This is a genomic window from Streptomyces sp. NPDC028907 (assembly GCF_055564995.1).
Genome location: NZ_JBVHVE010000031.1, coordinates 1 through 24,897 on the forward strand (window position 1 = coordinate 1; position 24,897 = coordinate 24,897).

General features: G+C 69.0%; 19 protein-coding genes. 14 read left to right on the top strand and 5 right to left on the bottom strand.

Features of this window, described 5'->3' with window-relative positions; all coding sequences use genetic code 11:
- Nucleotides 1-1,235: 1,235 nt before the first annotated feature.
- Entirely contained in the window at nt 1,236-1,385 is a 150-nt protein-coding gene (locus ACZ4UU_RS44300) for a hypothetical protein (RefSeq protein ID WP_471909129.1), read from the top strand.
- A 329-nt stretch (nt 1,386-1,714) separates the two neighbouring features.
- On the opposite strand, the gene ACZ4UU_RS44305 is transcribed toward ACZ4UU_RS44300, so the two are convergent.
- The 3 genes from ACZ4UU_RS44305 to ACZ4UU_RS44315 form a co-directional block, all read right to left on the bottom strand.
- The gene (locus ACZ4UU_RS44305) at nt 1,715-1,957 is read right to left on the bottom strand and encodes a hypothetical protein (protein WP_471909130.1); all 243 of its coding nucleotides are present in this window, start codon (nt 1,955-1,957) and stop codon (nt 1,715-1,717) included.
- Nucleotides 1,954-2,811 (bottom strand): hypothetical protein, encoded by an 858-nt coding sequence (locus ACZ4UU_RS44310; protein ID WP_471909131.1) that lies wholly within the window; start codon nt 2,809-2,811, stop codon nt 1,954-1,956. Before ACZ4UU_RS44310 ends, ACZ4UU_RS44305 begins: the two co-directional genes overlap by 4 nt.
- Nucleotides 2,812-3,333: 522 nt before the next feature.
- Nucleotides 3,334-3,507, bottom strand: coding sequence for a hypothetical protein (locus ACZ4UU_RS44315; RefSeq protein ID WP_471909132.1), 174 nt, complete (start codon nt 3,505-3,507; stop codon nt 3,334-3,336).
- Between the two features lie 1,323 nt (nt 3,508-4,830).
- Between ACZ4UU_RS44315 and ACZ4UU_RS44320 the strand changes: the two genes are divergently transcribed.
- The 5 genes from ACZ4UU_RS44320 (at nt 4,831) to ACZ4UU_RS44340 (ending at nt 14,644) form a co-directional block, all read left to right on the top strand.
- Nucleotides 4,831-7,503 carry a helicase associated domain-containing protein gene (locus ACZ4UU_RS44320; protein WP_471909133.1) on the top strand — a complete coding sequence of 891 codons (2,673 nt, stop codon included), beginning with the start codon at nt 4,831-4,833 and terminating at the stop codon, nt 7,501-7,503.
- 242 nt (nt 7,504-7,745) lie between these two features.
- Entirely contained in the window at nt 7,746-8,381 is a 636-nt protein-coding gene (locus ACZ4UU_RS44325) for a TnsA-like heteromeric transposase endonuclease subunit (protein ID WP_471909134.1), read from the top strand.
- Nucleotides 8,381-10,594, top strand: a complete 2,214-nt coding sequence (locus ACZ4UU_RS44330) for a transposase family protein (protein WP_471909135.1) — start codon at nt 8,381-8,383, stop codon at nt 10,592-10,594. The genes ACZ4UU_RS44325 and ACZ4UU_RS44330 overlap by 1 nt, the downstream gene beginning before the upstream one ends.
- Nucleotides 10,588-11,610, top strand: a complete 1,023-nt coding sequence (locus ACZ4UU_RS44335; protein ID WP_471909136.1) for a TniB family NTP-binding protein — start codon at nt 10,588-10,590, stop codon at nt 11,608-11,610. The genes ACZ4UU_RS44330 and ACZ4UU_RS44335 overlap by 7 nt, the downstream gene beginning before the upstream one ends.
- 10 nt (nt 11,611-11,620) lie before the next feature.
- Nucleotides 11,621-14,644, top strand: coding sequence for a Helicase associated domain protein (locus ACZ4UU_RS44340; RefSeq protein WP_471909137.1), 3,024 nt, complete (start codon nt 11,621-11,623; stop codon nt 14,642-14,644).
- 949 nt (nt 14,645-15,593) lie between these two features.
- Here ACZ4UU_RS44340 and ACZ4UU_RS44345 read toward each other — a convergent pair.
- A complete protein-coding gene (locus tag ACZ4UU_RS44345) occupies nt 15,594-16,472 on the bottom strand; it encodes a MazG nucleotide pyrophosphohydrolase domain-containing protein (RefSeq protein WP_471909138.1) in 879 nt (292 codons plus the stop codon).
- Nucleotides 16,473-16,587: 115 nt separating this feature from the next.
- On the opposite strand from ACZ4UU_RS44345, the gene ACZ4UU_RS44350 reads away from it, so the two are divergent.
- The 4 genes from ACZ4UU_RS44350 to ACZ4UU_RS44365 are packed head-to-tail and all read left to right on the top strand — an operon-like array spanning nt 16,588 to nt 19,096.
- Nucleotides 16,588-16,866, top strand: coding sequence for a phosphopantetheine-binding protein (locus tag ACZ4UU_RS44350; protein WP_471909139.1), 279 nt, complete (start codon nt 16,588-16,590; stop codon nt 16,864-16,866).
- A complete protein-coding gene (locus tag ACZ4UU_RS44355) occupies nt 16,863-17,285 on the top strand; it encodes a helix-turn-helix domain-containing protein (protein WP_471909140.1) in 423 nt (140 codons plus the stop codon). Before ACZ4UU_RS44350 ends, ACZ4UU_RS44355 begins: the two co-directional genes overlap by 4 nt.
- Nucleotides 17,282-18,199: an ImmA/IrrE family metallo-endopeptidase gene (locus tag ACZ4UU_RS44360; protein WP_471909141.1), complete on the top strand. Its 918-nt coding sequence runs from the start codon at nt 17,282-17,284 to the stop codon at nt 18,197-18,199. Before ACZ4UU_RS44355 ends, ACZ4UU_RS44360 begins: the two co-directional genes overlap by 4 nt.
- A 54-nt stretch (nt 18,200-18,253) precedes the next feature.
- Nucleotides 18,254-19,096 (top strand): thymidylate synthase family protein, encoded by an 843-nt coding sequence (locus tag ACZ4UU_RS44365; RefSeq protein WP_471909142.1) that lies wholly within the window; start codon nt 18,254-18,256, stop codon nt 19,094-19,096.
- A 24-nt stretch (nt 19,097-19,120) separates the two neighbouring features.
- On the opposite strand, the gene ACZ4UU_RS44370 is transcribed toward ACZ4UU_RS44365, so the two are convergent.
- Nucleotides 19,121-20,137 carry a nucleotide kinase domain-containing protein gene (locus ACZ4UU_RS44370; protein ID WP_471909143.1) on the bottom strand — a complete coding sequence of 339 codons (1,017 nt, stop codon included), beginning with the start codon at nt 20,135-20,137 and terminating at the stop codon, nt 19,121-19,123.
- Nucleotides 20,138-20,186: 49 nt separating this feature from the next.
- On the opposite strand from ACZ4UU_RS44370, the gene ACZ4UU_RS44375 reads away from it, so the two are divergent.
- The 4 genes from ACZ4UU_RS44375 (at nt 20,187) to tpg (ending at nt 24,863) form a co-directional block, all read left to right on the top strand.
- Nucleotides 20,187-20,477 carry a hypothetical protein gene (locus tag ACZ4UU_RS44375; protein WP_471909144.1) on the top strand — a complete coding sequence of 97 codons (291 nt, stop codon included), beginning with the start codon at nt 20,187-20,189 and terminating at the stop codon, nt 20,475-20,477.
- Nucleotides 20,478-20,606: 129 nt separating this feature from the next.
- Nucleotides 20,607-21,713 (top strand): hypothetical protein, encoded by a 1,107-nt coding sequence (locus ACZ4UU_RS44380; protein ID WP_471909145.1) that lies wholly within the window; start codon nt 20,607-20,609, stop codon nt 21,711-21,713.
- Nucleotides 21,714-22,193: 480 nt separating this feature from the next.
- Nucleotides 22,194-24,302 (top strand): telomere-associated protein Tap, encoded by a 2,109-nt coding sequence (gene tap / locus ACZ4UU_RS44385; RefSeq protein ID WP_471909146.1) that lies wholly within the window; start codon nt 22,194-22,196, stop codon nt 24,300-24,302.
- 3 nt (nt 24,303-24,305) lie between these two features.
- On the top strand, nt 24,306-24,863 hold the full coding sequence (gene tpg / locus ACZ4UU_RS44390; RefSeq protein ID WP_471909147.1) for a telomere-protecting terminal protein Tpg: 558 nt from the start codon (nt 24,306-24,308) through the stop codon (nt 24,861-24,863).
- Nucleotides 24,864-24,897: the final 34 nt, after the last annotated feature.

Genomic DNA, 24,897 nt, shown 5'->3' on the forward strand with positions numbered 1-24,897 from the left:
GCTGCGCGGGGGCGAGTGACGGAGCGTCACCGCCCGCGCAAGCGCGGGCGGTTCGGCCGCTGCGCGGCCGGCCCTTCTCCGCTTACGCTCCGAGGGGCTGCGCCTGCCCTGCGGGCAGGCGGCACGGTCCGCTGCGCTCCCCGTGCGAATGCTGCGCTGTGCTGCGCATTTGGGCCCTGGTGCCCGGGGCCTGGCGGCCCGTCCGCTGCGCTCCCGGACCGAGCCCGCTACGCGGGCGGCTGGCTACGAGGGCGGGTGGCCGGGGCCGTGCTCAACCACGGCCGGTGGTCCCGGGATTGACCACTCGGAGTGATGCAGCATGTAGCGTTGGCAGATCCGGACCACCTCCTGCATCACCCTTGGGTCTGTGTACCGTTTGGGACCCCGAGCCACCACCCCCAGAAGCACTCCGGGCCGCGCCCGGGGCGCAGCACCACCGGGCCTGACCTGCACAGACGTTGACCCGAGGCGCTCCCCAGTGCGGGGGTGGGGGTACCTCCCGGCTCAAACTGACGGGCCGTCACGAGGCTGGGGGCGAATACCGAAAGTCGCAACAAAACCCGAACCAGGGAATCATGACCCTGCATCAAAAACCCAACCCAGACAAACTCTGGAACCAGCACACGCCACCACCCAGCAAAACCAGGAAGGCTCGGGAAAGAGCGCGGGAATGCGCCAAGAAAGCCGTCCGTAAAACCCGCCCCCACAACCGCATTCCAAATACGAGCCGGGAAGACGGGGTCGAGCCGCGCGCGCCCCGGCCCGGACACCCGCCCCGGAGAACCGGCCGGCCTGCCGCACGGCGGGAGCACCCGCCACGGGAAGTACCCGCGAATGACCGCGCCCGATTCCCAATCGGCGCTGCCCTTTTCCTCCCCGGGTCCGGACGCTCCAGCGGCCGGACCGGCGCGCAGGCCGCGCCCGGCGCGCTCATTCTTCCGCCGATGAGCAACCACCCCCGGAAGTGTCCGAAACGGAAGCACACAGTCCGCTGCGAGGACCGCGCCCCCGGTCCGCTCCGCGATGAGGTGTTGCACCCCTAGATCTAGGTGCAACAGATACAACGTTGCAGGTCAGGGCGTAACAACTGCCCATAAGTTGTGGTCCCCCGGGTCTTTGGTTTCCAGGGGCGGCTTATGCTTGGTCCCGTTCCTCCAAGGCGCCTGCCCAGCGCTTCACCACGGTGAAGGGCCCGGCTAGCCCGCCGGGCTACTCCAGGCGCCACGGAGGTTCAGATGGAATCAAAGACGACCGCTGACGACGGTGACGAGCAGGACGCCATCGAGCGGCGCCGGGAACGGCGCCAGCTCATCTGGCAGTTCCTGATCAACTGGTCGCTGGTACTGGCGGACGTGACCATCTACGTGGTGCAGCAGCTCTCCTGACGGAGAGCACGAGGGCGCGGTCGTACCAGGCCCGGGCAGCAGTAAGCCCGGCCGGATGACAGACGACCGGGCTTACTGCTGTATCGCTCGGAGGGCCTCTGACCTGGGTTGCAGCCCGGGGAAGGGGCCCTCTGGTGTGTAGACGGTTCGTCTACACCCGATATCGATCGTACCTGCCCTCTATAGCCTCGCCTACAGACAGTCCGCGCAGGTCAGGTCCAACCACACGCCTCGGTTGCGTACGCAGTTGCGTACGCAATAGCGCGCCGCAGGTCAGCAACCGTGGCCGTTGAGTAGCCGTCCCCTGCTGACCCTGGCGGGCGGCGTGGCTACCTCGTCGTGCTGGTGCTGGTCTCGCGGGCGGGGTTCTCACCCTCCGTCGTGGTCTTGTTGCCCCCTCCGAGCAACAAGACCAGGGTGGTGATGACCACCGCGGCGGTCCCGATGGCGCCGACGACGTCGCCGCGGCTGGCCGGCGCGGTCGAAGTACGAGTGTGCTTGTAGACGATGTAGCCCACCACGATGCCCACGAACAGGATCGCGGCACCGAGGGGCTCGATGTACACGGTCACTTCGCGCCCCCGCCTCGCGGAGGGTTCGCGGTGCTCTTCGCCGTCGCGGTCGCGGTGGCCGGGGCGGTCGTCTGCTTCCGGGGGGGCTTGCGCGGCCGGACGGCGGGTGTGCGCTGGTACTGGTAAGTCATGGTCACGCCCATGGGGGCCAGCGGAGCCTTGGTGCTGTGCTCCCGACGCTCCACCAGGTCGAGGTCGAGGAGCTTCTTCAGGCCCCGCTCGTGCGTGTCGGCCGACCAGCCGTACCACTCGGGCGCCTTCTCCGCAGGGAAGGCCGACCAGTTCTTCTCGCGCGCCACGACCAGCAGGAGCGCGAGAGCAGGCAGGTCCAACTGCTCGTCGTAGCCCTTCGTCCAGAAAGTCGCCGGAATCTGCAGGAAGAGGTTGTCCTCTGTGTCACCGAGGGGGCGGTCGTAGGGCTGGCCGCTGCCGTCCTCCCGCAGCAGGGTGACCGTGATCATGGTCCCCGTGCGGTGGCAGGTGATCAGCCGACGCGCCTCGAGACGGCGCAGGGTGCGCCAGGCGCCGGTACGGGCGGACTGATCGGTCGCGGTCTGCCCGATGTCCATCATCCGGGCCCACACGGCGCTGTCGTGCGTGGTCGACCAGCCGTTCGTCCCGTTGCTGCACGCGGCCACGATCATCAGGTAGGCCTTGAGCCCGCGCAGGTCTCGTCCCGTGACGAACTCCTTGAGCGGTCCGTGACGGCTCGGGGCTCCCTTGAGGGCCTGCACAAAGGTCTTGCGCAGGGGCACGTTGGGACGGATCGAGCGCTTGAGGATCGCCGTACGGGTGTCCCTGGCGGTCGCCTTGTTCTTCTGCATGTCCCGCTCGGCGGGCGTTGTCGTCTTCATGCCCTGAAGATAGCCATCTCAGTTGGCTGCACCCAAACGCTTCAGCCCTCGCTCTGGCGGACGTGCCAGCGGGTACATGAGAGGGCCAGGTGAAAGGTCAAGGTGAGAGTCCAAGATGACAGTTCAACTGGGAGAACAAACCTGTCAGCGGCGCGGACGATCCAGCGCGCCGGACTGCACGCGCCGCCGGGAGCCCTCCGGCGCGACGGCGACGCCGGCCGACCACCTCGCCCACCCAGCGTCTCTGTGTGCCACATCACACTCCTGCGGCCCGTACATCCCCGAAACCGCCTCCGAGGACATCGGACTTCGGGGGACACAGGGCGGGCAGCCATGCGTACACACGACTCTCCACGCCCGCGGGACACCCAGCGCGACAACCGCGAGCGCGGACGGCCGCCTGACGGCCGTACAGCCCTCACCCCGCCGGGGGGCCCGGACGGGGTGAGAACGCGCGGGAGACGGACGCTCACAGCCGTCGTGGTCCGCCGGCCACACACGGCCACACACGGGCACGGCCGGTCACCGGGCGAGGATCACGCCGACCAGCGCGGCCATGACCGTGACCGCGCCGAACGCGGCGCCGAGCGGCTGGCTCCACGACGGGTGGCGGTGCACGACGTACGCGGCACCGGCCGCGAACAGCAGCACGACGACGACCAGGAGCAGCAGGACGAGCAGAGCGAGCGTGGACACGGACAGGTCCCCCTTGGGATCAGGGCACGCCGATGACCGGGCGTGCCGATGGATGGCGGAGCGTGCTCAGTCCCAGGCCCTTGCGTCTTGGCCACAGGCTCCGGACTGGACGGCGTCAGAGTGCGGAAAGGAGCACCTAGCCCCGCAACCGTCAGGTGGGAGCGGTGGTGCCGGGTGCTGCGGGCGGCATCGACTCTTCCAGCTCAGAATCTGAATTCAAGGCTTCTGACCTGGGAAAACGGGCGGGCTCCGGTCTTGAATGCAGGCGCCGGACCCGGTACAGACCCGCAGGGCTCCTACCAGGGTTATGTCGTAGATGTGACGCCCGTCCTCGGTGGGTCGAGCGAGTCGAACGCCCAGTCCAGCAACGCGAAGCGCAGACCGGGGACGACACCACAGCGCAGCCCCGAAGAGCAGGGAGCGAACCGCAGGCACAGCCCAACGCGCAGGTCACGGCCGTGGAAAACCCCCGGGTGCGGCGGCTTGCCCTACAACTTGCCCTACTGCTTGCTTTTCAACTTGCTCTACAACTTGCCCTACTGCTTGCTTTTCAACTTGCTCTACAACTTGCCCCACCCGACCGGGCCGAGCGAGTAAAATCGCAGGTCAGACCAGGCGGTCAAGGGGTTCCGGGCGTGCCGACTACTTCCCTGGGAGACCCCTGGGGCCGGCCCGGTTCCGCCGGGTCCCACAGTGCAAATGCTGCGCCGAACCCGCCGACGGCCAGGATCACGAGCAGCTGTTGCCCCGGCGCAGCTCGCCGCGGAACCCCTGCCCGCCGTCCCGGCCGCCGAGCCGAAGCCGCGCCCCGGGCGCCGAACGCTCGGGGGCGGCCCCGCCACCGCACGTACGCGTGAGGGCGCGCCCCGGCACGGGCCGGACTGGATCCGGCTGTCACAGGCCGGTTGTCATCGCACCCGTCACAGCCCATGTCACCGCCCGGCCCAGGAGTCGGAGGCGGAGGGCTGGTGGTTCGGGGCCGGGCTGCAGCGCACCGCGCTTCCCCGCCGGCATCTGGGTGCCCCTGCACGGCAGCATCGAGGGATAGGTGGAGTCGGTGGCACTCGCGGACCACGCCCGCCGTGCGCCCGCACTACCACTACGGTGACCGGTGAAGCCGTGGAGGCGCTGCAACTCGAGGGTTTCGAGTCGGTCTTGGAGGTAGGGAGCTGACTCTCTTGTGGCCGCCGTCTACCGCGGGGAAGCTGAGTGCATGTCGGCACCGCAATGCCGGACCGCCACGGTCTACTCCGGGCCTAAAAGGGACCGCCCGCCATCGATGAGACAGCTCGGCTAGCAATGCGATCTCGGCAAGAGGAATTGATGACAGCGCGTTTTGGGATTCAGAGGATCGAGCTCAGAGAACACCAGGTGGATGCGACTGCGCGTATCCGCAAATGGGTGGGATTCCCTGCAAGGTCCTCTGCGCCCGCAGAAGGAGCGCGCGCCACGGTGGTGTCCGCCACGGGGTCCGGCAAGACGATCACAGCCGCGTGGGCTGCGCTGGAGTGCTTCCGTGGCGGGCGGATCCTCGTCATGGTCCCCACCCTCGATCTGCTCGTGCAGACCGTTCAGGCATGGCGGAGGTTCGGCCACAGCGGGCCGATGGTTGCGGTGTGCTCGCTGGAGAAGGACGACGTCCTGGAGCAGTTGGGCGTGCGGACCACCACGAACGCGATCCAGTTGGCGCTGTGGGCGGGGAAGGGGCCGGTGGTCGTGTTCGCCACGTACGCCTCCCTGGTGGATCGCGATGACCCAGAGGACCCGTTGGGTGGGCGGAAGGTCCGCGGGCCGCTGGAGGCCGCTCTGGCGGGCGGAGAGCGGCTGTATGGACAGACGATGGCCCCGTTCGATCTCGCCGTGGTCGACGAAGCCCACTCCACCACTGGTGATCTTGGGCGGCCGTGGGCGGCGATCCACGACAACACCCGCATCCCGGCGGACTTCCGGCTCTACCTGACCGCCACCCCCCGTATCCTCGCCTCCCCCCGGCCGCAGAAGGGCAGGGACGGCCAGGAGCTGGAGATCGCGACCATGGCGTCCGACCCGAACGGCCCGTACGGAGAGTGGATCTACGAGCTCGAGTTGTCCGAGGCGATCGAGCGCGGCATCCTCGCCGGGTTCGAGATCGACGTGCTGGAGATCCACGATCCCTCCCCCGTCCAGGCACTGTCGGAGGAGGCGCAGCGGGGCCGGCGGCTGGCACTGCTGCAGACTGCGCTCTTGGAGCACGCCGCCGCACGGGACCTGCGCACGGTCATGACCTTCCACCAACGGGTGGAAGAGGCGATGGCGTTCGCGGAGAAGATGCCGCAGACGGCCGCCGAGCTGTACGCGGCCGAGATCTCCGACAAGGCCCTGGCCGGCGCGGACTCCCTGCCGAAGTCGTCGATCGACGCGGAGTTCTACGAGCTGGAGGCCGGCCGCCACGTGCCCCCGGAGCGGGTGTGGTCGGCATGGCTGTGCGGCGACCACCTCGTCGCCGAACGACGCGAAGCCCTACGGCAGTTCGCCAACGGCATCGACGCCGCCGGCCGCCGCGTACACCGGGCCTTCCTCGCCTCCGTCCGCGTGCTCGGCGAAGGCGTCGACATCGTCGGCGAGCGGGGCGTGGAGGCGGTGTGTTTCGCCGACACCCGCGGCTCGCAGGTGGAGATCGTGCAGAACATCGGCCGGGCCCTGCGCCCGAACCCCGACGGCACGACCAAGGTGGCCAGGATCATCGTGCCCGTCTTCCTGAAGCCCGGCGAGGACCCGGCCGACATGGTCGCTTCCGCCTCGTTCGCACCTCTGGTAGCCGTCCTCCAAGGACTCCGTAGTCACTCGGAACGCCTCGTCGAGCAACTCGCCAGCCGGGCGCTGACCAGCGGGCAGCGGCATGTGCACGTGAAGCGGGACGAGGACGGGCGGATCATCGGCACCACAGTCGAAGGCGAGGGCGGGTACGACGATTCCGAGGGCGCGGCGGAGTCAGCGCTGTTGCACTTCTCCACCCCGAGGGACGCGGCGACGATCGCGGCGTTCTTGCGCACACGGGTGTACCGGCCGGAGTCGCTGGTGTGGCTGGAGGGCTACCAGGCGCTGCTGCGCTGGCGGAAGGACAACCTCATCAGCGGCCTGTACGCAGTCCCGTACGACACCGAGATCGAGGCCGGCGTCACCAAGGCGTTCCCCCTGGGGCGGTGGGTCCACCAGCAGCGGCGCGTGTACCGGGCGGGCGAGCTCGACGACCACCGCAAGATGCTGCTCGACGAGGCGGGGATGGTGTGGGAACCCGGCGACGAAGCCTGGGAGAACAAACTCGCCGCCCTGCGCTCCTTCCACCGCGCCCACGGCCACCTCGCCCCCCGGCGCGACGCAGTCTGGGGCGACGCAGACAGTGAACTGGTCCCGGTCGGGGAACACATGGCCAACCTCCGCCGCAAGTACGGCCTCGGCAAGAATCCCGAACGCGCCGCGGCCCGCGCCGCCCAGCTGGCGGCGATCGATCCGGACTGGAACTGTCCTTGGCCGCTGGACTGGCAACGCCACTACCGCGTCCTCGCCGACCTCGCCGCCGACGAACCCCACGGCCGACTCCCCGACATCCAACCCGGCGTGCTCTTTGAGGGCGACGACCTCGGACGGTGGCTGCAGCGACAGTCCCGCGACTGGTTCCAACTTTCCGGGGAGCAGCAGCGGAAACTCTCAGCATTGGGTGTGAATCCCACCGAGCAGTCGGCGCCAGCCGCCAAGGATGGCGCGAAGAGCACCGGGGGAAAGACGTCGACGGCCTTTCGGCGGGGGATCGCGGCCCTCGCCCAATACATCGCGCGCGAAGGCAGAAACGTCGTGGGAAGGGCACACGTTGAAGAGCTGCCGGACGGTTCGGTGATCAGGCTGGGTGTCTTTCTGAGTAACCAGAAGTCCAGGCGTGACCGGCTGGATGCGGAGCAGCGAGCAGCCTTCGCTGAGCTGGGCTACGCCTGGGCCGTAGAGCAGTCCGAGCACGTCTGACAGCACGTCTGCTGGGTCAGGAACGCCCGGCAGGACCGGCGGACCTGGAACTTTGGCAGGCGCTTCCCGTTGGCTTGTTATGCCCATTACCGGATGAGCCGACAAACGTTTGGCTCTGTGTGCGAAGCGCGGAATGGGATGCGGCAAGGGCCGGGCCGACCGATGTCGGAGCTGTGGACGTACGGTTCTTGGCTGCGGGCGGAACGACGGGGTGTTCGACGTGGCCAGCGGCGGCCGCCGAAGTGGCCTTCGAGCAGTGTCCGCCTCTGAGGCCGTTTTCAGCCCGCAAGGGCAAGCGCACGGCGCCAGGATGGTGGTGGTCGGCGACCACCGGACGGCTCGTGCACTACGGGTCTGGGGTGATGCGGCTGCATCTGATGCTGCTCGACCGCGATCCACGCGTCCAAGGCCTGGCCAGTCGGCCACTGGAACTGCGGTGGCGGGAGCCGGGCGGAGTGCGTACGCATGTCCCACAGGTGATGCTCCGGCTCGCCGACGGCCAGGGGGTCTTGGCGGACTGCACCGCCAGAGGGGAGCTTTCGCAGCGGCAGCGGTGCCTCGCGGCGGTGGTCGGCGAGGTGTGTGCGGCGGTGGGCTGGCGGTACTGGGTGCTGGGTCCGGTCGATCCGGTGTACCGGCGCAACGTGACCTGGCTGTCCGGGTACCGGCCTCCGCGGTACCACGGAGGCCAGCAGCTGGCCGCATCGTTGCGGGAGTCGTTCGCCGAGCGTACGCCGCTGTGGGAGGGCGTGCGCCAGACCGGGGATCCGATGGTGGTCCTTCCCGCGCTGTTCCATGCGCTGTGGGCGGGGCAGCTGTCCGCGGATCTGGGCGCTGTGATGCATGAGCGGATGCCGGTGTGGGCACAGGCTGCGTGATGGGGGCAGGGAGTCGGAGGCCCGGCGGGCCGGTGGTGGAGGTGGGGTCCCGGGTGCGGTTCGAGGGGCGGACCTGGACGGTAGCCGCCCTCACCGGCGGTCAGGTGCGGCTGATCGCCGAGAACGGCGAGATGGCGGCGCTGCTGCTGTCTCTGTTGTTCGCCGACGAGGGATTCGAAGTTGTGCACGGGCCCGCCGCTTGCCGGGTGCCGCCGCTGGGCTTGCTGGAGTCGCTGCCCGCGCCGGTGCGGGAGCGGGCGCTGGCCTGGGAGCGGCACGTGCGGGAGGTGGAGACGGGGCAACCGGGCGGCCCCGGTGCGGCTGGCCCTCCACGGGCCGAGTACGACCCGGATGCACGGACGCTGGCGCAGCGGGAGGAAGCGAAGGCGGCTGAGCTGTCGGCGGCGGGGATGCCCACCAGCGCGGTGACGGTGCGGCGGATGCGGGCCCGCTACCGCAACGACGGGGTGTGGGGACTGGTGGATCAGCGGGCCGCCCGGCCCCGGTCGGCACTGGGGCGTGCGGACGAGCGGGTGGTGGCCGCCCTGCGGGAGGTGCTGGAGACCGGGCAGGAACGCTCCAGCGGAACGCTGGGACGGCTTCGGGTGTATACCGAGCGGCTGCTGGCCGAGCGGCACGGCCACGGGTCGGTACCGCTGCCGTCGACCGCGACGTTCAACCGGCTCGTGCACGTCCTGGCCGACGGGCGCGGGCTGCTGGGCAGCGCGCGGCAGCGCCGCTGGCGCTCGGCGCGCCCGGCTCCCCCGTTCGTCCCGACGACGGTGATGGCGCCGGGTGAGCTGGTGATGATGGACAGCACCGTGCTGGACGCCTTCGTGGTGCTCGACGACGGGGTGGTGGAACGGCCCGAGCTGACCATCGCGCTGGACGTGGCGACCCGCAGCATCTGCGCAGCCGTGCTGCGCCCGAAGGGAACCCGCAGCGTGGACGCGGCGCAGTTGCTGGCACAGATGATGATCCCCGCGCCGATGTGGCCCACCTGGCCAGATGCACTGGCGATGGAAGCGTCGGTGGTCCCCTACGAGCGGCTGTTGAACGTGGACGCCCGGCTGAAGGCGGCTGCGGCGCGGCCGGTGATCACCCCGCAGACCGTCGTGGTCGACCAAGGCAAGGTGTTCGTCTCGTCGTCGTTCATCGCCGCCTGCGAGTCGTTGGGCGTCTCTGTGCAGCCCACGCCGCCACGAAACGGTCCCGCCAAGGGGCACGTGGAGCGCACCTTCTCCTCGATCAACACGCTGTTCGTGCAGCATGTGGCCGGCTATACGGGCTCGCACACCGGTGAGCGGGGGAAGGATGCCGGGGGCGAGGCGGTGTGGACGCTGGCTCAGCTGGACGACCTGCTGCAGGAGTGGATCATCTGCGGGTGGCAGGAGCGCGAGCACGACGGGCTACGGCACCCGATGATGCCCCGCCGCGCCCTGTCGCCGAACGAGATGTGGGCCGCGCTGGTCGCCGTGTGCGGGTACGTCCCGGTGCCGCTGGGGCGCGAGGACTACATCGACCTCATGCCCGTCAAACGGCAGAAGATCAACGACTACGGCATCCGCATCGACTACCGCACCTACGACCACAAGACCCTTAACCCCTACCGCGGCGAACCCTCGCCGGCAGCGGACGGCCTGTGGGAGATCCACTACAACCCGCACGCGCCCGGCCAGGTCTGGGTGCGCCTGCCGGACCCCGGCCAGCCGCGCGGATACGGCTGGGAGGCTGTGCCCTGGATCCACCACACCCTGGTCACCGCCCCGTTCACCGACTTCACCTGGCAGCACGTGCGACACACCCTCGCCCGCCGCGCAGACCGCGTGAGTCACGAACACGACCTGGCCCTCGCCTTGCGGGAGTTGCTGGAACGGGCCGGCGCCGGCCAGGGCACCCGCCGGGAGAAGGTCGTCGCCGCCCGCGCCGGTGCCGCCGCGAACGCAGACGTTGCGGTGTGGGGGATCCTGTACGGCCAACAGCCGCGGACACAAGCCGACAGACCCAGCGAGGACGACGTCTTCGACCACGGGGAGGAGGTCTTCGCCGAAGACGACCAGGAGGCAGCCGACGCGGCGGGTGAGCGCCAGCCCCCTGGGCCCGCCGATGCCACGGGCCTTGCGGCGCCCGGGTCCAAAGGCGCCCAAGCACGTCCGGCGCGAGAGTCCTCCGTCACGGTCTACGACCCCTTCGAGGAATCCCTGCGATGGTGAGCCCGCTCTCGAACGACGCCGCCGGGTTCGCCCCGCTGGCCCCTCCGACCGTATGGCAGGGCTGGGACGCCTTCGTCCACCGGGCGCCGGCCCCCGCCCGGGACGCCGCCGATCCCGGCTGGTCCCAGACGGAGCGCGAGGACTACCACTCCGAACTCGCCGTCATGCGCACCCCGGCCATGGACAGTGTCTTCACCGCCGTACGCCGGCTGCTGCTGGTCAACCGCCGCCAGCAGGCGGGCGCCCGGCGCGGCCTGATCATCTCCGGGCCGGCCACGACCGGGAAGACCACCACGATGATGGCCCTGGGCCGGTCCTTCCAGCTGGCCGACCTGCGTCAGCATCCCGGCAACGGCGACAGAAGACCGGTGCTGTTCATCAGCGTGCCGCCGGCCGCCACCCCGAAGATGCTCGTCAGCGAGTTCGCCCGGTTCCTCGGCATGCCCATCACCGACCGCCTCAACCAGACCCAGATCACCGGCGCCGTGTGCGATCTGCTGTGCGAACTGGGCACCCAGCTGGTCCTCATCGACGACGTCCACCTCCTGGACACCCAGCGGCGCGCTGGAGCGGAACCCTCCGACCAGCTCAAGTACCTCGGCGAACGCATCCCGGCCACCTTCGTGTACTCCGCGATCGACGTCGAGACCTCCTCACTGCTCAGCGGGGTGCGCGGGGCGCAGATCGCCGGCCGCTTCAAAATCTTCCGCCACCGCCCGTTGGCGTATGCCACCGATCAGGACCGGGCTGTCTGGGACGACCTCGTGCGGGCCATGGAAGATCTGCTGAGGCTGCGCGCACATCGCCCCGGAACACTGGTCAAGCACGCCGCCTACCTCCACACCCGCACCGCAGGGCGGATCGGCAGCCTCTCCCACCTCATTCGTGAAGCCGCCCTGGTCGCCATCACCGAAGGCACCGAACGGATCACCAAGCAGCTGCTGAGCGAGGTGGAGCTCGACGCGGCCGCCGAAACCCAGGCCCGGCCGGCCCGGCCCGCACGACGGCAGCAATAGGGCATCCGCAATGGCGCACCAGCCTCCGGCCCGTACGGAAACTCGCGGCACGACCGGCGGCAGGGCACGGCCGGAAGCGTCCGGTGTCCTTGCCACTGACCTGGCCGGCGGGGCTGCCGGACGTGTCGCGCCGCTGTGCGGGGAGCTGACGCTGTCGTTCCTGAACCGGCTCGCCGCCCGCTACCACCTCGGCCTGCGCGACCTGCTCACCGCCGTCACCGACGTCGGCGGCCTGCAGAATCTCACCGGCATGCTCCACCCGGAAAGCGAGATCCACCTCAACGCCCAGGCACGCGCCCGCGTTTCCACGCTAAGCCGCGTTCCGCCGCGGGAGCTCGAGCGGGCGCTGCCCGCATGGACGCGGGAAGAGCCGTCCGGCAAGTACGGGGACGGCCCGGTCGGCCGGCTGATGCGCGGAGAGGAAGCCGTCGCGGCGTGGGGGCCGGCCTGTCCCGCATGCACCGCAGCCCGCACCGGACGCCGGGTGCCGGCCCGCCGGTACCTGGCCCCCGAGCAGCGGGTCTGCGCACGCCACCGGTACTGGCTGCTGTACCTGCCCGCGACCAGCGGCCTGCCCGTGGCTCTGGGCCGCTGCCCGGAGGTGATCGCCGCCCAGCGGCGGCATGTCCGGCTGCTGCACCGCTCCCCCGCCGCAGCGCAGGCCTTCGAGGTCGCCCGCGCCGTCACCAACTCCTGGTGGGAGCAGCCCTGGCCCGACGAGGAACGCCTGTGGCCGGCCCGCGCCAACACCACGCGAGAGGCCGATGCCGATCCGGGCTGGTGGAAGGTGGCCGCCCGCGACCTCATCACCTATCCCGAGGTCGTTGCCCTCGCGCAGCTGCTGGCCAGCCGCTCCCTGCAGCAGCGCACCGTTGCCGAATCGGGCGGCCATCTCCCCTATCGGCTGGGCGAGCTGCCCCAGTTGTTGACCGCCATCGCCGGCCGGCTCGGCCGGCCATGGCTCGTCCCTCACCTCGCTGCCCTTACCCGCGGACCGCTGTTCGCCTGGGCCCACTCCTTGGTACGCACCCGCGCGGCTCCCACGCCCGCAGCGCAGAACACCCTGTGGAAGGTCCACGCACCGCACCGGCCCCGCCCCCTCAGCGACCTGCTGCCCCGACCGGTGTCACGCGCCGACGACGGCCCGTGGGAACCGCAGCCGGTCAAACGGCTACGCGGCCACAGCCCGCAAGCCGAACACGCCTTCGACAGAAATCTTGCGCACGCCCGCGTCTACCACCAGCAGCACCGCCACCTGGCCGTCCCCAAGGAAGACGAGCCCGACGGCTACCCGCTGGGCACGTGGCTGGCCAACCTGCGCACCCGCCACACCCGCATGCCCGCCCACCAAGCCGCCGCCCTCCACGCGCTGTACCCGTGGTGGAACGCGCCATGGAGCACCCTGTGGCAGCGCACCTGGCACCAGGCCCGCGATCACATCGGCACGCACGGCCCGCTCCAGCCGGCCCGCGGATTCCCCACCACCGGCTACAGCCTCGGCGAATGGCTGTATCTGCAGTGCACCCGCTACCCCGCCCTCCACCCCGAACAACAACGCCTCCTCACCCAGATCGGCATCGACGCCGCGGCGGCGGCCACAGCCCACCCCAGGCGACGCAGCTACACAGAACGCTTCCAGACAGGACTCGCCCACGCCCGCGCGTTCGCAGACGTCCACGGCAACCTCGCCGCCGTCGCCCAGACGACCCTCCACGAGGGCTACCCGCTCGGGCAGTGGCTGGCCAATCAGCGCAACCACCGGCGCTCTGACCGCCAGCCGCTGCCCGCCGCACGGGCACAGGCCCTCGCGGCCATCGATCCCTGGTGGAACCCGCCCTGGAAGCTGACATGGCAGCGCCGCTACTACCGCGCCCGCGATGACGCCGCAGCCGGCCGCCTCCTCCAGGCCGAGAACGGCTTCAGCGACCTCGACGACTCTGGGATTGCCGACTGGCTTTGGCGTCAGTGCGCCACGTACGACGAGCTCCACCCCGAACAGCGGCAACTCCTCGCCGACATCGGCATCACGGCCGGCGTAGCCCGCACGGCCGGGGAACACGCACGAACGGCCGCGAGAGCACCCGCTGCCGCCCCGGGCCTGGACGCGGAAGACACGACCGGCCAAGCCGGAAGGGCAGCAGGTCCAGCAACCCCCACCAGTGCGCGGCGGCGTGCCGCCGAACCGAAACGTCCCCGCGAGCCCCGCAGCCGCCTCGGGCACCGCCCCGATCTGAGACCAGGCTTCGAGACAGCCCTGGCACACGCCCGCGCCTACGCAGCCGGACACGGCCACCTCGCAGCCCCCCGCGACACCCGGCACGACGGATATCCGCTGGGGTGGTGGCTGTTCAGCCAGCGCAACCGCGCCAAACAACGCGCACGAGCCGGGCAGCCGCCCTCACCCCACCTTCAAAGGCTGGCCGCGATCGATCCGTGGTGGAACCCGCCGTGGGATCTGCACTGGCAGCGCAACTACTACCGCGCCCGCGACCACATCGAAGCCGGCGAACCCTTCGACCCCGTCGCCCGCATCCCTGCACCGAGCACCGTCCTGGGTAGCTGGATCACCCGGGCGTGCCTCCAGTACGACCAACTCCACCCAGACCAGCAACACCTCCTGGCCGCCCTCGGCATCACCGCCCAGACAGCTGCCCACTGGCAGCCCAGTCCCCGGCCCCGGCCCCACGCCGAAGCCCTCACGCACGCCCGTGCCTGGGCAGGCGCCCACGGCCACCTCTGCCCGCCGATCAAAACCGTCCACGACGGCTTCCCTCTCGGCGAATGGCTCAACCGACAGCGCGAACTCGCAAAGAAACGGACCAGCCCCTCCCCGACCCAGCAAGCTCTCGCCACGATCGCCCCCTGGTGGAACCCTCCCTGGCCCATCCTGTGGCAACGCACCTACCACCACGCCCACACCAACCCCGGCAGCCCGACCACCCGCAACTGGCTCCAAAACCAACGCCGCGGCTGGCTACTTCTCCACCCCCACCAACAACACCTCCTCACCACAGCCGGACTCATCACCGCCTGAATCCCTCTGGTCGGCACCGGACCATCCGCCCATGGTCGGCCACCTCCTCAACCAGCAGCGACTAGTGAGAACTTCGGGACTGATCTGACCGAACAGGCCCCAGACGGCGGCGAGATGACCGATACTGGTGGGCAGGTCTGCCGTGCCCGCAAGAGGATGCACGCAGCCAGCGAGTAGAAGAAAGGTGGCGCGGAAAAGGTTAAATGAACCGGCTCAGGGGCTTTATTAGCAGCCTTTTTGTTAGCTGCATTACATAGCTGGACCCTGCCCAAAAAGCCGAAAAAACCTCTCCCGCGAAAACCACCGAACAATTCCCCTAAACCGTCCCACGAGATCAGCGAACCGGTCTCCCAAGGGGCTGACAGGCCTGCCGTAAAACACCACCGGCCCGCCCCACGGCGGCACCGGCCCTCGGCATGCCCTCACATAACGGCACACCCGTGCCGCCTCACCCCGTCCCAGCCGCCTTCCTGCGGCTCGTTCAGGCATGAGGCGGGCCCAGCCGTCACGTGCTGGAAGGGCTCCACGCGATGAACTCGTCCTCCCTCGCCCCCATCACCGGCCTCCTCGCAGGCCTCCCCGCCGTACTCGTCGGCGCCCTGGGCGGCGCACCCTGGTGGGCCGTTGGAGGAATCGTCATCACGGCATACCTCGCCGTACCCCTCACCAGCCTCATCCTCGAACACTCACGACAACGAAAAGGAACAGTCCTCGACGAGAAATTCGCGGCCACTCTGGACCAGATATCAGACCCCGAGAAAAGAATCCAAGCAATCATCACCTACCGGCAGGCCACAGCCCTCGCCGCCACTCCCCAGCCACCACCCGACCCGCCTCCAGGAGCTCTACCGCCCACAGCCCCAGACAGCGCCAGCCAGTCACCAGCATCCGCATAGAGGAACAGGCGGCCTGCCGCGGCGTCGAGATGTGTCGGTGCCCTCGGGCCACCTCAGGGTTCGACGAAAGTCAGTGTCTGAGCATCGAGGTCCAGCTCGAGGCGACCGCCGCCATGCTTGCGTAGCTGTCGCCAAGCGGCGTAGCCGGTCATGATCGCGTTCTCCCAGTCTGCGGCGCGCAGCACGCTGACTTCGAGGTGGGCGGTCATGTGGTCGATCGTGATGAGCAGTTCGTGGTCGACGTGGTGGACGTTTTCGAAGTAGCGGTGGCGGCTGGCGTAGGAGAAGACCAGGGCGCTGATGCCCTCCTCGATGGCGATGGCGCGGCCGCCGTCTTCGGCTTCGTCGATGCCGGGGCGGCTGCGGCGTTTGCAGCCGAGGAGGAAGCGGCTGACGGGTGACCAGCCCAGGACGGCGGCGTGGGCCAGGTGGAAAGCGTCGTGGAAACGGTAGTCGTCCTCGATGTGGCTGGCGCTGGTGAGGGGGTCGCCGGCCGGAGTGCCGTCTTCGCGAGTGAGGGCGATGACGGTGCGGCCGTCGGGCCTTGGAGTGGGGGTGAAGGTGACGGTGGTCTGTCGGGGCAGTTGTTCGTGGGGAGGGTAGTCGGCGTCGAAGCGGGGGCGTTGGTCGTCGGGGGTGGCGCGCCAGCGGTCTTTGGTCTTTTCCAGGCTGGCGGCGGCGATGTCCTCGAGGTCGAGGCCGAGGAGGTGGGCGAGGGTGGCGGTGTACCACAGGACGTCGCCGAGCTCCTCGCGCAGCTGCTGTTTGGACGGGCTGGCGTCGGCGCCGTCGCGCAAGCGCTTTTTGTAGGCGGTGGCCACCGAGCCGGCCTCCCCGACGAGTCCGAGCAGGGGTATCAGGACCGGGTCGGTGCCTTCGGCGGCGGGCTGCAGCGTCTTGAGGGCTGCTTGCTGATAACGGGCCAGGTGCACGCACACTCCCATGAAGGATCTTCCAACAAGCCTGTCGGATTTCCCGACATCGCTCTACAGTAGGTCAGGCCGGGCGCCCTGTCCCGGAGTTGAGCGAAAGGGCCAGAAGCAGAGCATGCCGTCGCGCAGCGTCCAGGAGATCGTGGACATCGTGATCGATTTCCTGGCTGAACACCAGGACAGGCCAAGCCACGACGTGTACGAGGAACTGGCCGCCCGCGGACAGGACTTGCCGGTCGACTCGGTGCTGATCATGGAGATACTGGCGCGCATCGAGCAGCACTTCGAGGTCTCCGTCCCGGCCGACGCCGAGGCCGGGCGCTCCCTGCGTTCGGTGTGGGCGTTCGCCGAGACCGTGTACGACACCATGCAGGCGAAGGAGCACATGCAATGAACGGCAAGGCGCCGTCCCCCATCGATACCGACACCGACCAGCGGACCCGGCTGGGCCAGCGGCTGAAGGCCACCCGCGAATACCTGGGGCTGTCCCAGCAGCAGGTCGCCGAGCGCACCGGCATCGTCCGCTCAGCGGTCAGCGACATCGAGCGCGGCGTACGCAAGGTGGAGGTGATGGAGCTGCAGAAGCTCGCCCGTCTCTACCGGCTGCCGGCATCCTACTTCCTCGACGAGGAGGAGGCAGCCGACGCCGGGGAACACGCGCTCGCGGGACTGCCGCGCACCACACGGCCGTTGAGCGAGGGCGACCGCATCGAGGTGGCGAAGTTCATCCAGTACCTGCAGGCCCGCCGCCAGGCAGAGGAAGAGGAGGCGGGCGGTTTGCGCCCGCCTCACCGACCGGAGGGCGGTGCGTGAGCTGGAACAGTGCTCACGGCGCCGCGATGATCGCAGCCGCGCAGGCCCACGAGGCGCTCGCCGTCGCCGTCGACGACTACGTCGACGTGTTTGGCGCGCTGCGCCGAGCAGGCGTGGAGGTCATGGGGCAGAAGCTGGGCGGCCTGCTGGGGCTGTACATCGACGGCAGCCAGGGCGTTCCGGGGTGCCTGGTCAACACCGGCCTGGAGGAGGTGAGCATGCGGCACACCGCCGCTCACGAACTGGGCCACCACCGCATGGGCCACGGCACCAGCATCGATCATCAGGAACAGTCACCGGGCCGATGGGGCGAGGGGTGGCCGCAGCACGAGCGGGAGGCCGAGACCTTCGCTTCCTGGTTCCTGATGCCCCGCCCCGCCGCCCGCGCCGCCCTGGCCCGCTGCGGCCTCGCGCGCCCCGAGTCCCCGCTGGACGTGTACCGGATGGCCCGCTGGCTGGGCACCCCCTACGCCACCACCGTGCGCCACCTGGTGCGGCTGAAGATGATCGACCGGTCCACCGAGGCCGTGTGGCTGAAGCACTCCCCCGGCAGTCTCAAGGCGGAGCTCGCCGGCGGTCTGCCGCTCGGAACGCAGGCGCACGTCCACGTGATCGCCCCGGCCGCGCACGCCGCCACCCTGCACGTGACCGCCGGCGACTGCCTGCTGCTCACCGTCCCCGGGGCGCGCTACGACCACCTGCCCGAAGGCCTGACCAGCACACCGCCAACCACAGCCGGCCAGCTCTCGTTCCTGGACTCTGTACCCGCCCCGGAACAGGGCCGCGCGGCGTGGGTGACGCAGGAAGTGGCCGCGGACAGCACCGTGACCGCTACCGCCGGCAGCACAGAACTGTTCCGCGTGAACCTGCGGCGCACGCCCGGCCGCGAAGGGTCCGACCACTTCTGGGCCTGACGACCCGCACCACCGCACGGCGCCCACCCACCCCGCCGATCAAGGAGCGAGCCGATGCACACGTTCACCGTCGACGCCCCGGACGTCTCCCGTGCATGGCTGGAGGCCTGCACCCGCCTGTCCGAGATACCGGGCAAAAGGGCCTTCCATACTGTGGTGCGCATTGCGAACCCTCTGCAGGAAGACCCGCATCTGCGCGCCGAACTGGACCGGCTGCGCTCCGCCCGCACCAAGTCGCCGCTCTACCCCATCGACACGGTCGTCAACACGCTTTTCCCCGCCCAGCTCGCCGCCACCTGCACCACCCATGACGAGCTCACCGACCGCTACCGCGCCTTCTATCCGCGCCTGCGCGGGGTCAGGCGCAACGCCCACGGCACCTACTTCGGACGGCTCGTCGCCTACCCGGGCAGCGCCGAGAAGCCGGAACCGGTCGACCAGCTCGCCCGCGTCATCCGGCGCCTGGACAAGTTGCGCTCCTCGGCGAAATGGAGTGCCGTCTACGAGGCCGGCACCGCCCATGTCACGGACGACGACGAGGCATGGGAAGGAGAACCGCCCCAGACCACGGCGGGCACCGAGGCCGTGATCAGGGCCGCGGCCCTGGACACCCAGACGCTGGACTTCCCCTGCCTGAGCCACTGTTCTTTCCAGCTCGACAGCACCACCGACACCGTGCACCTGGCCGCCTACTACCGCAGCCACTACATGTTCGACCGCGCCTACGGCAACTACCTCGCCCTGGGCCACCTGTGCGCCTGGGTCGCCCGCCACGCCCAGCTCACACCGGGAACACTGACCGTCATAGCCGGATGCGCCCGCCTCGACTGCACCAAGTCCGAACTCGGCGCCCTCCAACACTCCCTCACCACACCACTGTTCGGCCTTGGTGCCTGACCCGACACAGCGAACAGCCGACGCCTAATTCAGGCCCCACTTGGGCGGGAACCAGGCCCGCAGCGGTGCTCCGTCCTGCCGGTATGCCTGCTTGATGCGGCTACGACCACTGATACCTGCGACGTCCGGGTGGGCCACCCGCGCATACTTGTCGACCTCGCAGAACAGGTTCTGGCAGTCGATCAGCTGCAGGGGCCGTCGTCCCCCCAACCCGGCGAAGGGCAGCCGCAGGCGGGTGAAATGCTCCTGCTGCGAGTCGGCCATGTAGCGGATGAGGTCGGCCTCGATGCCGTCGGCGGCAGGACCGAAGCACTTGCGGATGCCGTCACGAGCACCAGGGCCTGGCACAACGAAGTCCATCTCCGAAAAACCAAGGTGCGGCGCGTAGTTGAGATCAATGAGGAACTGATAGGCGAGGAACGGGCCAAGCGCCGGGTAGCCGAGGAGCACCTCGTAGGCCTCGCGCATCGTGGCCGCCCCAACGACGCGCTCAGGCGCGCCGGAGGTCATCATCATCTCCAGCAGCCGCAGGTGGTTGCGGTGCTTACGCTCCTCCCCCAGCTGCGGCGGGGGCACGATGTAGGCAGCCGAATACAACCGCTCCCCCCGGGCGAACGCCGCTGACAGCACCCGGTCGTAGACCCGGTAGTCGTACGTCGCCCAGCGCACCTCCCCCACCTCACGGGACAGCAGCTCCCAGGTGGACTCCTTGTTGAAAACCTTGAACAGCAACGTGCGGAAGAACAGGTCCTTCCACTCCTGCGGCCCCTGGTAGATCACCTCGCTGATCACAGCCTGACTGACCCGGTCGGCGGCGCGGTAGCAGTTAGTGAACCGGTGGCCAGCCAGAATCGGATCATCAGTCCACGGCTGGGCCTGCCCGGCCAGACGAGCCTCATACACAGCCTGCCGGGCCGAGGCGAAACGCCAGTAAGTGTCGAACACCGGCGTCGGCTGAAGTTCCCGCCCCCCTATCCGCACGGTGGTCGGCACCGAGCCGTCTCGCGGAGGAACCTGACGGTCTTGCAGCAGCGTCACCATGAACTGCAATATATATTCGGTATATGTTGCCTGTCACCGAGGGAGCGCTATGAAGTTGCTGCACCAGCAGCGACGCCGTCAGACCTCGGTGCTCTGGCCCGAAGATGTCGACCGCAGGCTGAACATCCTGGTCCGGGCAGCTGCCGCCGCCGGCGAACGCACCTCCCGCGCAGAACTCCTCGCCGCCCTCGTCGCCGCCGCAGACGTCGAACCCGAGCAGCTAGCCGCTCTGCTGCACCACTACCGTCGCCTTTCGGCCGACGCACTCACCGGCGACCAAGACAGGGACGACCTGCCCGACGTACGTGCACCAGGCCCACGCCGCGCTGCTTCGGCATAACGAACCGCGGCCCTGTCAGGTCACAACACGAGCCCCACTCCCCCGGCGAAACCTGACCACGGGGCACAGGGTGGGACCGTGTGCGTGAGAAGATCCTGCGCCCAGATTCACTCGCTCCGAAGGATCCGCATGTATGAGCAGGCTCTCGACGACCCGTCGAGTCATGAACTCGAGGAGATACCGCAGCCACGGGATGAGCGCTTGGTCGAACACAATGGGTCCTACTACCAAGTGCGTCTAGCGGAGCTCACAGGTGACGTGCACTTTCCACCTGTCATGAATGGTCTGGACTACTTGGTCAGCGTGGTAGAGCACCTAGAGGGTGAAAGCGAACCAAGTGCAAGGGCTATGAAGTACGCCGTGCTGCACCTGGCTGCGGGCGCCGAAGTGCTTCTGAAGGCGCGTCTGCAGATGGTGCACTGGTCTCTGGTGTTCGCCAACCCCGGGGACGCTACGCGAGAAGCGCTCGAGAACGGAACACTGAACAGCTGCACTCCGCAAGAGACGCGAAAGCGGCTGACCAACATAGCGGGTATCAAGTTCAGCAAGCGTGATGAGGCTGCTCTCTCCAACCTAGCCGAACGCCGAAACGCTCTGCAGCACTATGGCTTGGTTGGCGAGTTCGCCAAATCCGGCACCGTGGAGAGCACCACTGCCCAAGTACTGAACTTCCTCATCAGTTTCGTCGATGAGCACATTCTGGAGCACATCACAGATGAAGAAGAACGGCACCACGCGGAGATCGACATGGACCGGATCCGCGGAGGGGTCCGCACGATCCAGGGCTACGTGGCAGAGCGCATGAAGGACCTCGCTCCGATCCTGGGGCCCGTCAGAGCGCGCACCCTCCGGTGCCCGCAGTGCCAGCAGTTCGCCCTCACTCCGACACTCATCAGGGGCGTGCCGGAGTGGTGCCAGTCGGACGCAAGGTTCTCCACCATGTACTGCCACCTCTGTGTCCAGGGCTATGGCGCTCTGGGCCTGGCCCTGGGCTATGCCGTCCGCGTTCTCAACCGCGCCGTTCCTGATGCCTCGTACGACGGTGACGCTCCGGATCGGTGCCCCGTCTGCACGATGAGCAGCCTGGTTCGAGGAGCCTCGACGGCTGCCGCTCCGGAGACACCCATCGACTTCTGCTTCCATTGCGCGGATGTGATCGATGGGCTGCAAGAGTGCCAGCGCTGCGGCTCTATCTACACCAGCGAGCGGGGTCATCAATGCCGACGCCGTAGCTGAATGCCTCGCGCATGAGGACGCCGTCCTCATGGTGGCGACGGGGCCCTGATGCGGGTAGGGAGCGGGCGTCGCGCTGCACCGCAACTGGGAAGGCTGCGCCCCAGCCCCTACCCGGTACTGGCCCAACCACCCCAACACCACAACCAGCGCATACGAACACTCAACGAACCTGATCACCATGCGGAGAAACTGACCACACATGACCAGCACTCACTCCACCTGACAAAGTGCCAGCTCAGCACACATCCCGAGCCCTCGTTCCCTCCGCCACCGACCGTAGCAACCGGGGCATGAAGCGCTACCACCACCAGGCACCAAACTGATCAGCACAGGCCAACCCACGAACTACTGATCAGAAAAACCGCCCCCGTACATCACCGCACTCGCCACGCTGGGACTGGAATGGGCGCGGTAGGGTTAAAGAGTAGGCTAAGTTGTTGGTTAAGAAGTCTCGGGGTTCTGGCGTGAAGGTGCAGGGAAATGGCATCTGAGGAAGAGCTGTTCGCGTCCGTCGACGCTCTGTTGAACGAGGAGCCGCACCTGCCGCCTCCGGCGGAGCGGGCCCGGCTGAGGGAGGCTGCCGGCATCACCCAGGCCCGTCTCGCCACCGCGTTGAAGACCACGACCCAGTCAGTGAAGAACTGGGAGAACGGCCGTAGCGAGCCGAAGTCGCCGCGCCTGGATGCCTACCAGCGGCTGCTGAACGGGTGGGCGGCGAAGTACCCCGCCCCCGGCGCAGCTCCACCAGCCTCGGTTGCCGCAACGGCGTCCGCGGCATCTACCGAACCGGCTGCGTCCGCAGTGGAGATGGCACACGCCCCGCAGGCTCCCGCTGTCCCAGCAGCGGGGCCGGCCCGTCTGGCCGCCCGGCCGGCCGCGGCAGCGCGGCGTCCGGCCCCTCAAAAGGCTGCTAAGCCGGCAGCCGATCCGCGGTTCCCGCACGGCCCGCTCGCTGTGCTCGACGGTGACGGCTCCGCGTACGCCACGGGCGGCATCGTGCTCGACTGCCCCGCGGCCACCGTGGTGGAGCTGGTGGAGTGGACGCTCAAGGAATCCGGGCTCGGTGCGCCGCGTCTGCACCGCAACGGCAAAGACAGCGACCCGCTGATCGTGCTCACCGCCGCAGCCGCCGTGAAGCTCGGGCTTCCCGAGCGCCTAGAGGGCCACGAGCAGCGCCGCTCCCTGCGCCTGCCCGAGGACCACCCGGTGGTCAAGAAAGTGGTGAAGGCGAAATGGCGGCTCACCCAGCGCGGGTTCGGCCCCTGGGCGAGGATCTACCGCAAGGCACAGGGCCGCGACCGGCAGTGCGTGCAGCTGGCGATCCTGTCCTGGGACGCACTCGATGAGCGATCCTGGCCCGGCGTGAGCGAGATGGAGCCGGCCGACATCGCCCGCGTCCTGGGCGTGTATGCCCAGCGGGTCATCACCCCGCGCGGCTCCACCGCCGTGTCCGGCCTGGAACTGATGACGGCGCTGCGCCCGCCCACCCGTGCGGTGCAGGACCCGCAGACGGGGAACTGGGTGTCCGGCTACAACCCCGGCTCGCTGGGCACGGAGCCGATGGACCCGGCGCCGCCGGAGGCCACCCCCGAGCACCCCGTCGTCGTGACCTCCGGCTGGAACGGCGGGTTCCTGAACGAGGAGGCGTACCAGTGGGTGCGCGACGTCAGCCTGCTCAACGATGAGGAGTGCACGCTGCCGTACGCGGTCGGCCTGGACCTGAACACCGCCTTCCTCGCCGCCGCGGCCCGCCTGGTCGTCGGCCTGTCCGGCCCCGACCACTTCCACGCCCCGACGTTCAACCCGAAGATCCCCGGCTCCTGGTTGGTTGATCTGTCCCACGTCGAGGTGGACCCGCGCCTGCCCTCGCCGTTCACTCCGGACGGCACCCGGCCGACAGAACCGGCCTGGTACCAGACGCACACCGTCGCCTACGCCCAGGAACTCGGCTACAACGTGGAGCCGATCGAGGCGTACCTGCGCCGCGAGACCGGCGCGTACCTGGACCCGTGGCACGACCGCCTCAAGAACGCCTACGTCGACACCCTCGCCGACCTCGGCGTCACCAAAGACCTGAACGACCGCGCCTTCCTCGCCGCGATGGAGCACCACAAGGACGCCGACCCGGCGATGGCGGCCGTCCTGGCCGCCATCAAGGCCACCGTCAAGGGCGGCATCGGCAAGCTCCGCGAACGCCCGCAGGGCAAGAAGTACCAGGAGGGCGAGCGGTGGCCGGCCCTGCAGCGGCCCACCTGGCGCCCCGACATCCGCGCCGCCGTCATCAGCAAGGCGCGGGTGAACATGCACCGCAAGCTCACCAACATGGCGAAGATGACGGGCCTGTACCCGCTCGCCGTGCTCTCCGACTGCGTCGTCTACCCCTCACCAGGGGAGAGCCCGCTGGACTTCCTGCCCTACGCCACGTCCGGCAAGCCGCAGCCCGGCGGGTTTCGCCTCGGGCCCACGCCGGGCCTGGCGAAGCTGGAGGGCGTCCAGTCGATGCTGTGGGCGGTCGACCTGATGGAACAGGGCTACAACCCCGCCCGGCACATCAAGGGCGGCGACGCCGTCCTCGACGAAGGAGAGTAGGCCGTGGGGGAGATCGACGACGCGATCGAACGCGCCGACCGGGAGAGCTTCACCCGCCAGCCGCCCAAGACCCTCCAGGCCCGCATCAACTTCCTGATCAAGCAGCTCAAGACGACCAAAGCCGTCGCGGCGGAACTCGGGGTCAGCCAACGGTCGGTGGAGCGATACCGCAAAGGCGAGCGCAAGCACCCACCCAAGCCGATCGCCGAACGGATCGACGCCGCCGTACGGCAGCGGTGGCAGCCGCAGGTCCGCAAACGCCGCCGCAAGCAGGCCGCCACCACCACGGGCATCACGGTGGAGACGAGGGCCCGCTTCGGCTACACCGCACCCATCGGCACCACCGACGACGGACGCTTCCGGCGCCTGACCGTCCACCTCCCCCCGGCGTACGCGCAGCGCCTCTTCGACGCCCGCAACACCGGCGCCAGCGACCAGCAGATGCGCCAGATCATCGCCGAAGGACTCAAAGACGTGTATTTCCAGGACGGCGGAACCCGCGCCACAGGACTCTCCGACGTCACCCTCAACGACATCGACTACCTCGACCTCGACTACTGAACCCGGCAGCAACCGGGAGCCCGGACCTGCTCGT

Coding starts and splice junctions, on each gene's coding strand:
- ACZ4UU_RS44300 (WP_471909129.1), top strand. CDS start 1,236: ATGGAATCAAAGACGACCGCTGACGACGGTGACGAGCAGGACGCCATC.
- ACZ4UU_RS44310 (WP_471909131.1), bottom strand. CDS start 2,811: ATGAAGACGACAACGCCCGCCGAGCGGGACATGCAGAAGAACAAGGCG.
- ACZ4UU_RS44320 (WP_471909133.1), top strand. CDS start 4,831: ATGACAGCGCGTTTTGGGATTCAGAGGATCGAGCTCAGAGAACACCAG.
- ACZ4UU_RS44330 (WP_471909135.1), top strand. CDS start 8,381: ATGGGGGCAGGGAGTCGGAGGCCCGGCGGGCCGGTGGTGGAGGTGGGG.
- ACZ4UU_RS44335 (WP_471909136.1), top strand. CDS start 10,588: ATGGTGAGCCCGCTCTCGAACGACGCCGCCGGGTTCGCCCCGCTGGCC.
- ACZ4UU_RS44340 (WP_471909137.1), top strand. CDS start 11,621: ATGGCGCACCAGCCTCCGGCCCGTACGGAAACTCGCGGCACGACCGGC.
- ACZ4UU_RS44350 (WP_471909139.1), top strand. CDS start 16,588: ATGCCGTCGCGCAGCGTCCAGGAGATCGTGGACATCGTGATCGATTTC.
- ACZ4UU_RS44355 (WP_471909140.1), top strand. CDS start 16,863: ATGAACGGCAAGGCGCCGTCCCCCATCGATACCGACACCGACCAGCGG.
- ACZ4UU_RS44365 (WP_471909142.1), top strand. CDS start 18,254: ATGCACACGTTCACCGTCGACGCCCCGGACGTCTCCCGTGCATGGCTG.
- ACZ4UU_RS44370 (WP_471909143.1), bottom strand. CDS start 20,137: ATGGTGACGCTGCTGCAAGACCGTCAGGTTCCTCCGCGAGACGGCTCG.
- ACZ4UU_RS44375 (WP_471909144.1), top strand. CDS start 20,187: ATGAAGTTGCTGCACCAGCAGCGACGCCGTCAGACCTCGGTGCTCTGG.
- ACZ4UU_RS44380 (WP_471909145.1), top strand. CDS start 20,607: ATGTATGAGCAGGCTCTCGACGACCCGTCGAGTCATGAACTCGAGGAG.
- tap (WP_471909146.1), top strand. CDS start 22,194: ATGGCATCTGAGGAAGAGCTGTTCGCGTCCGTCGACGCTCTGTTGAAC.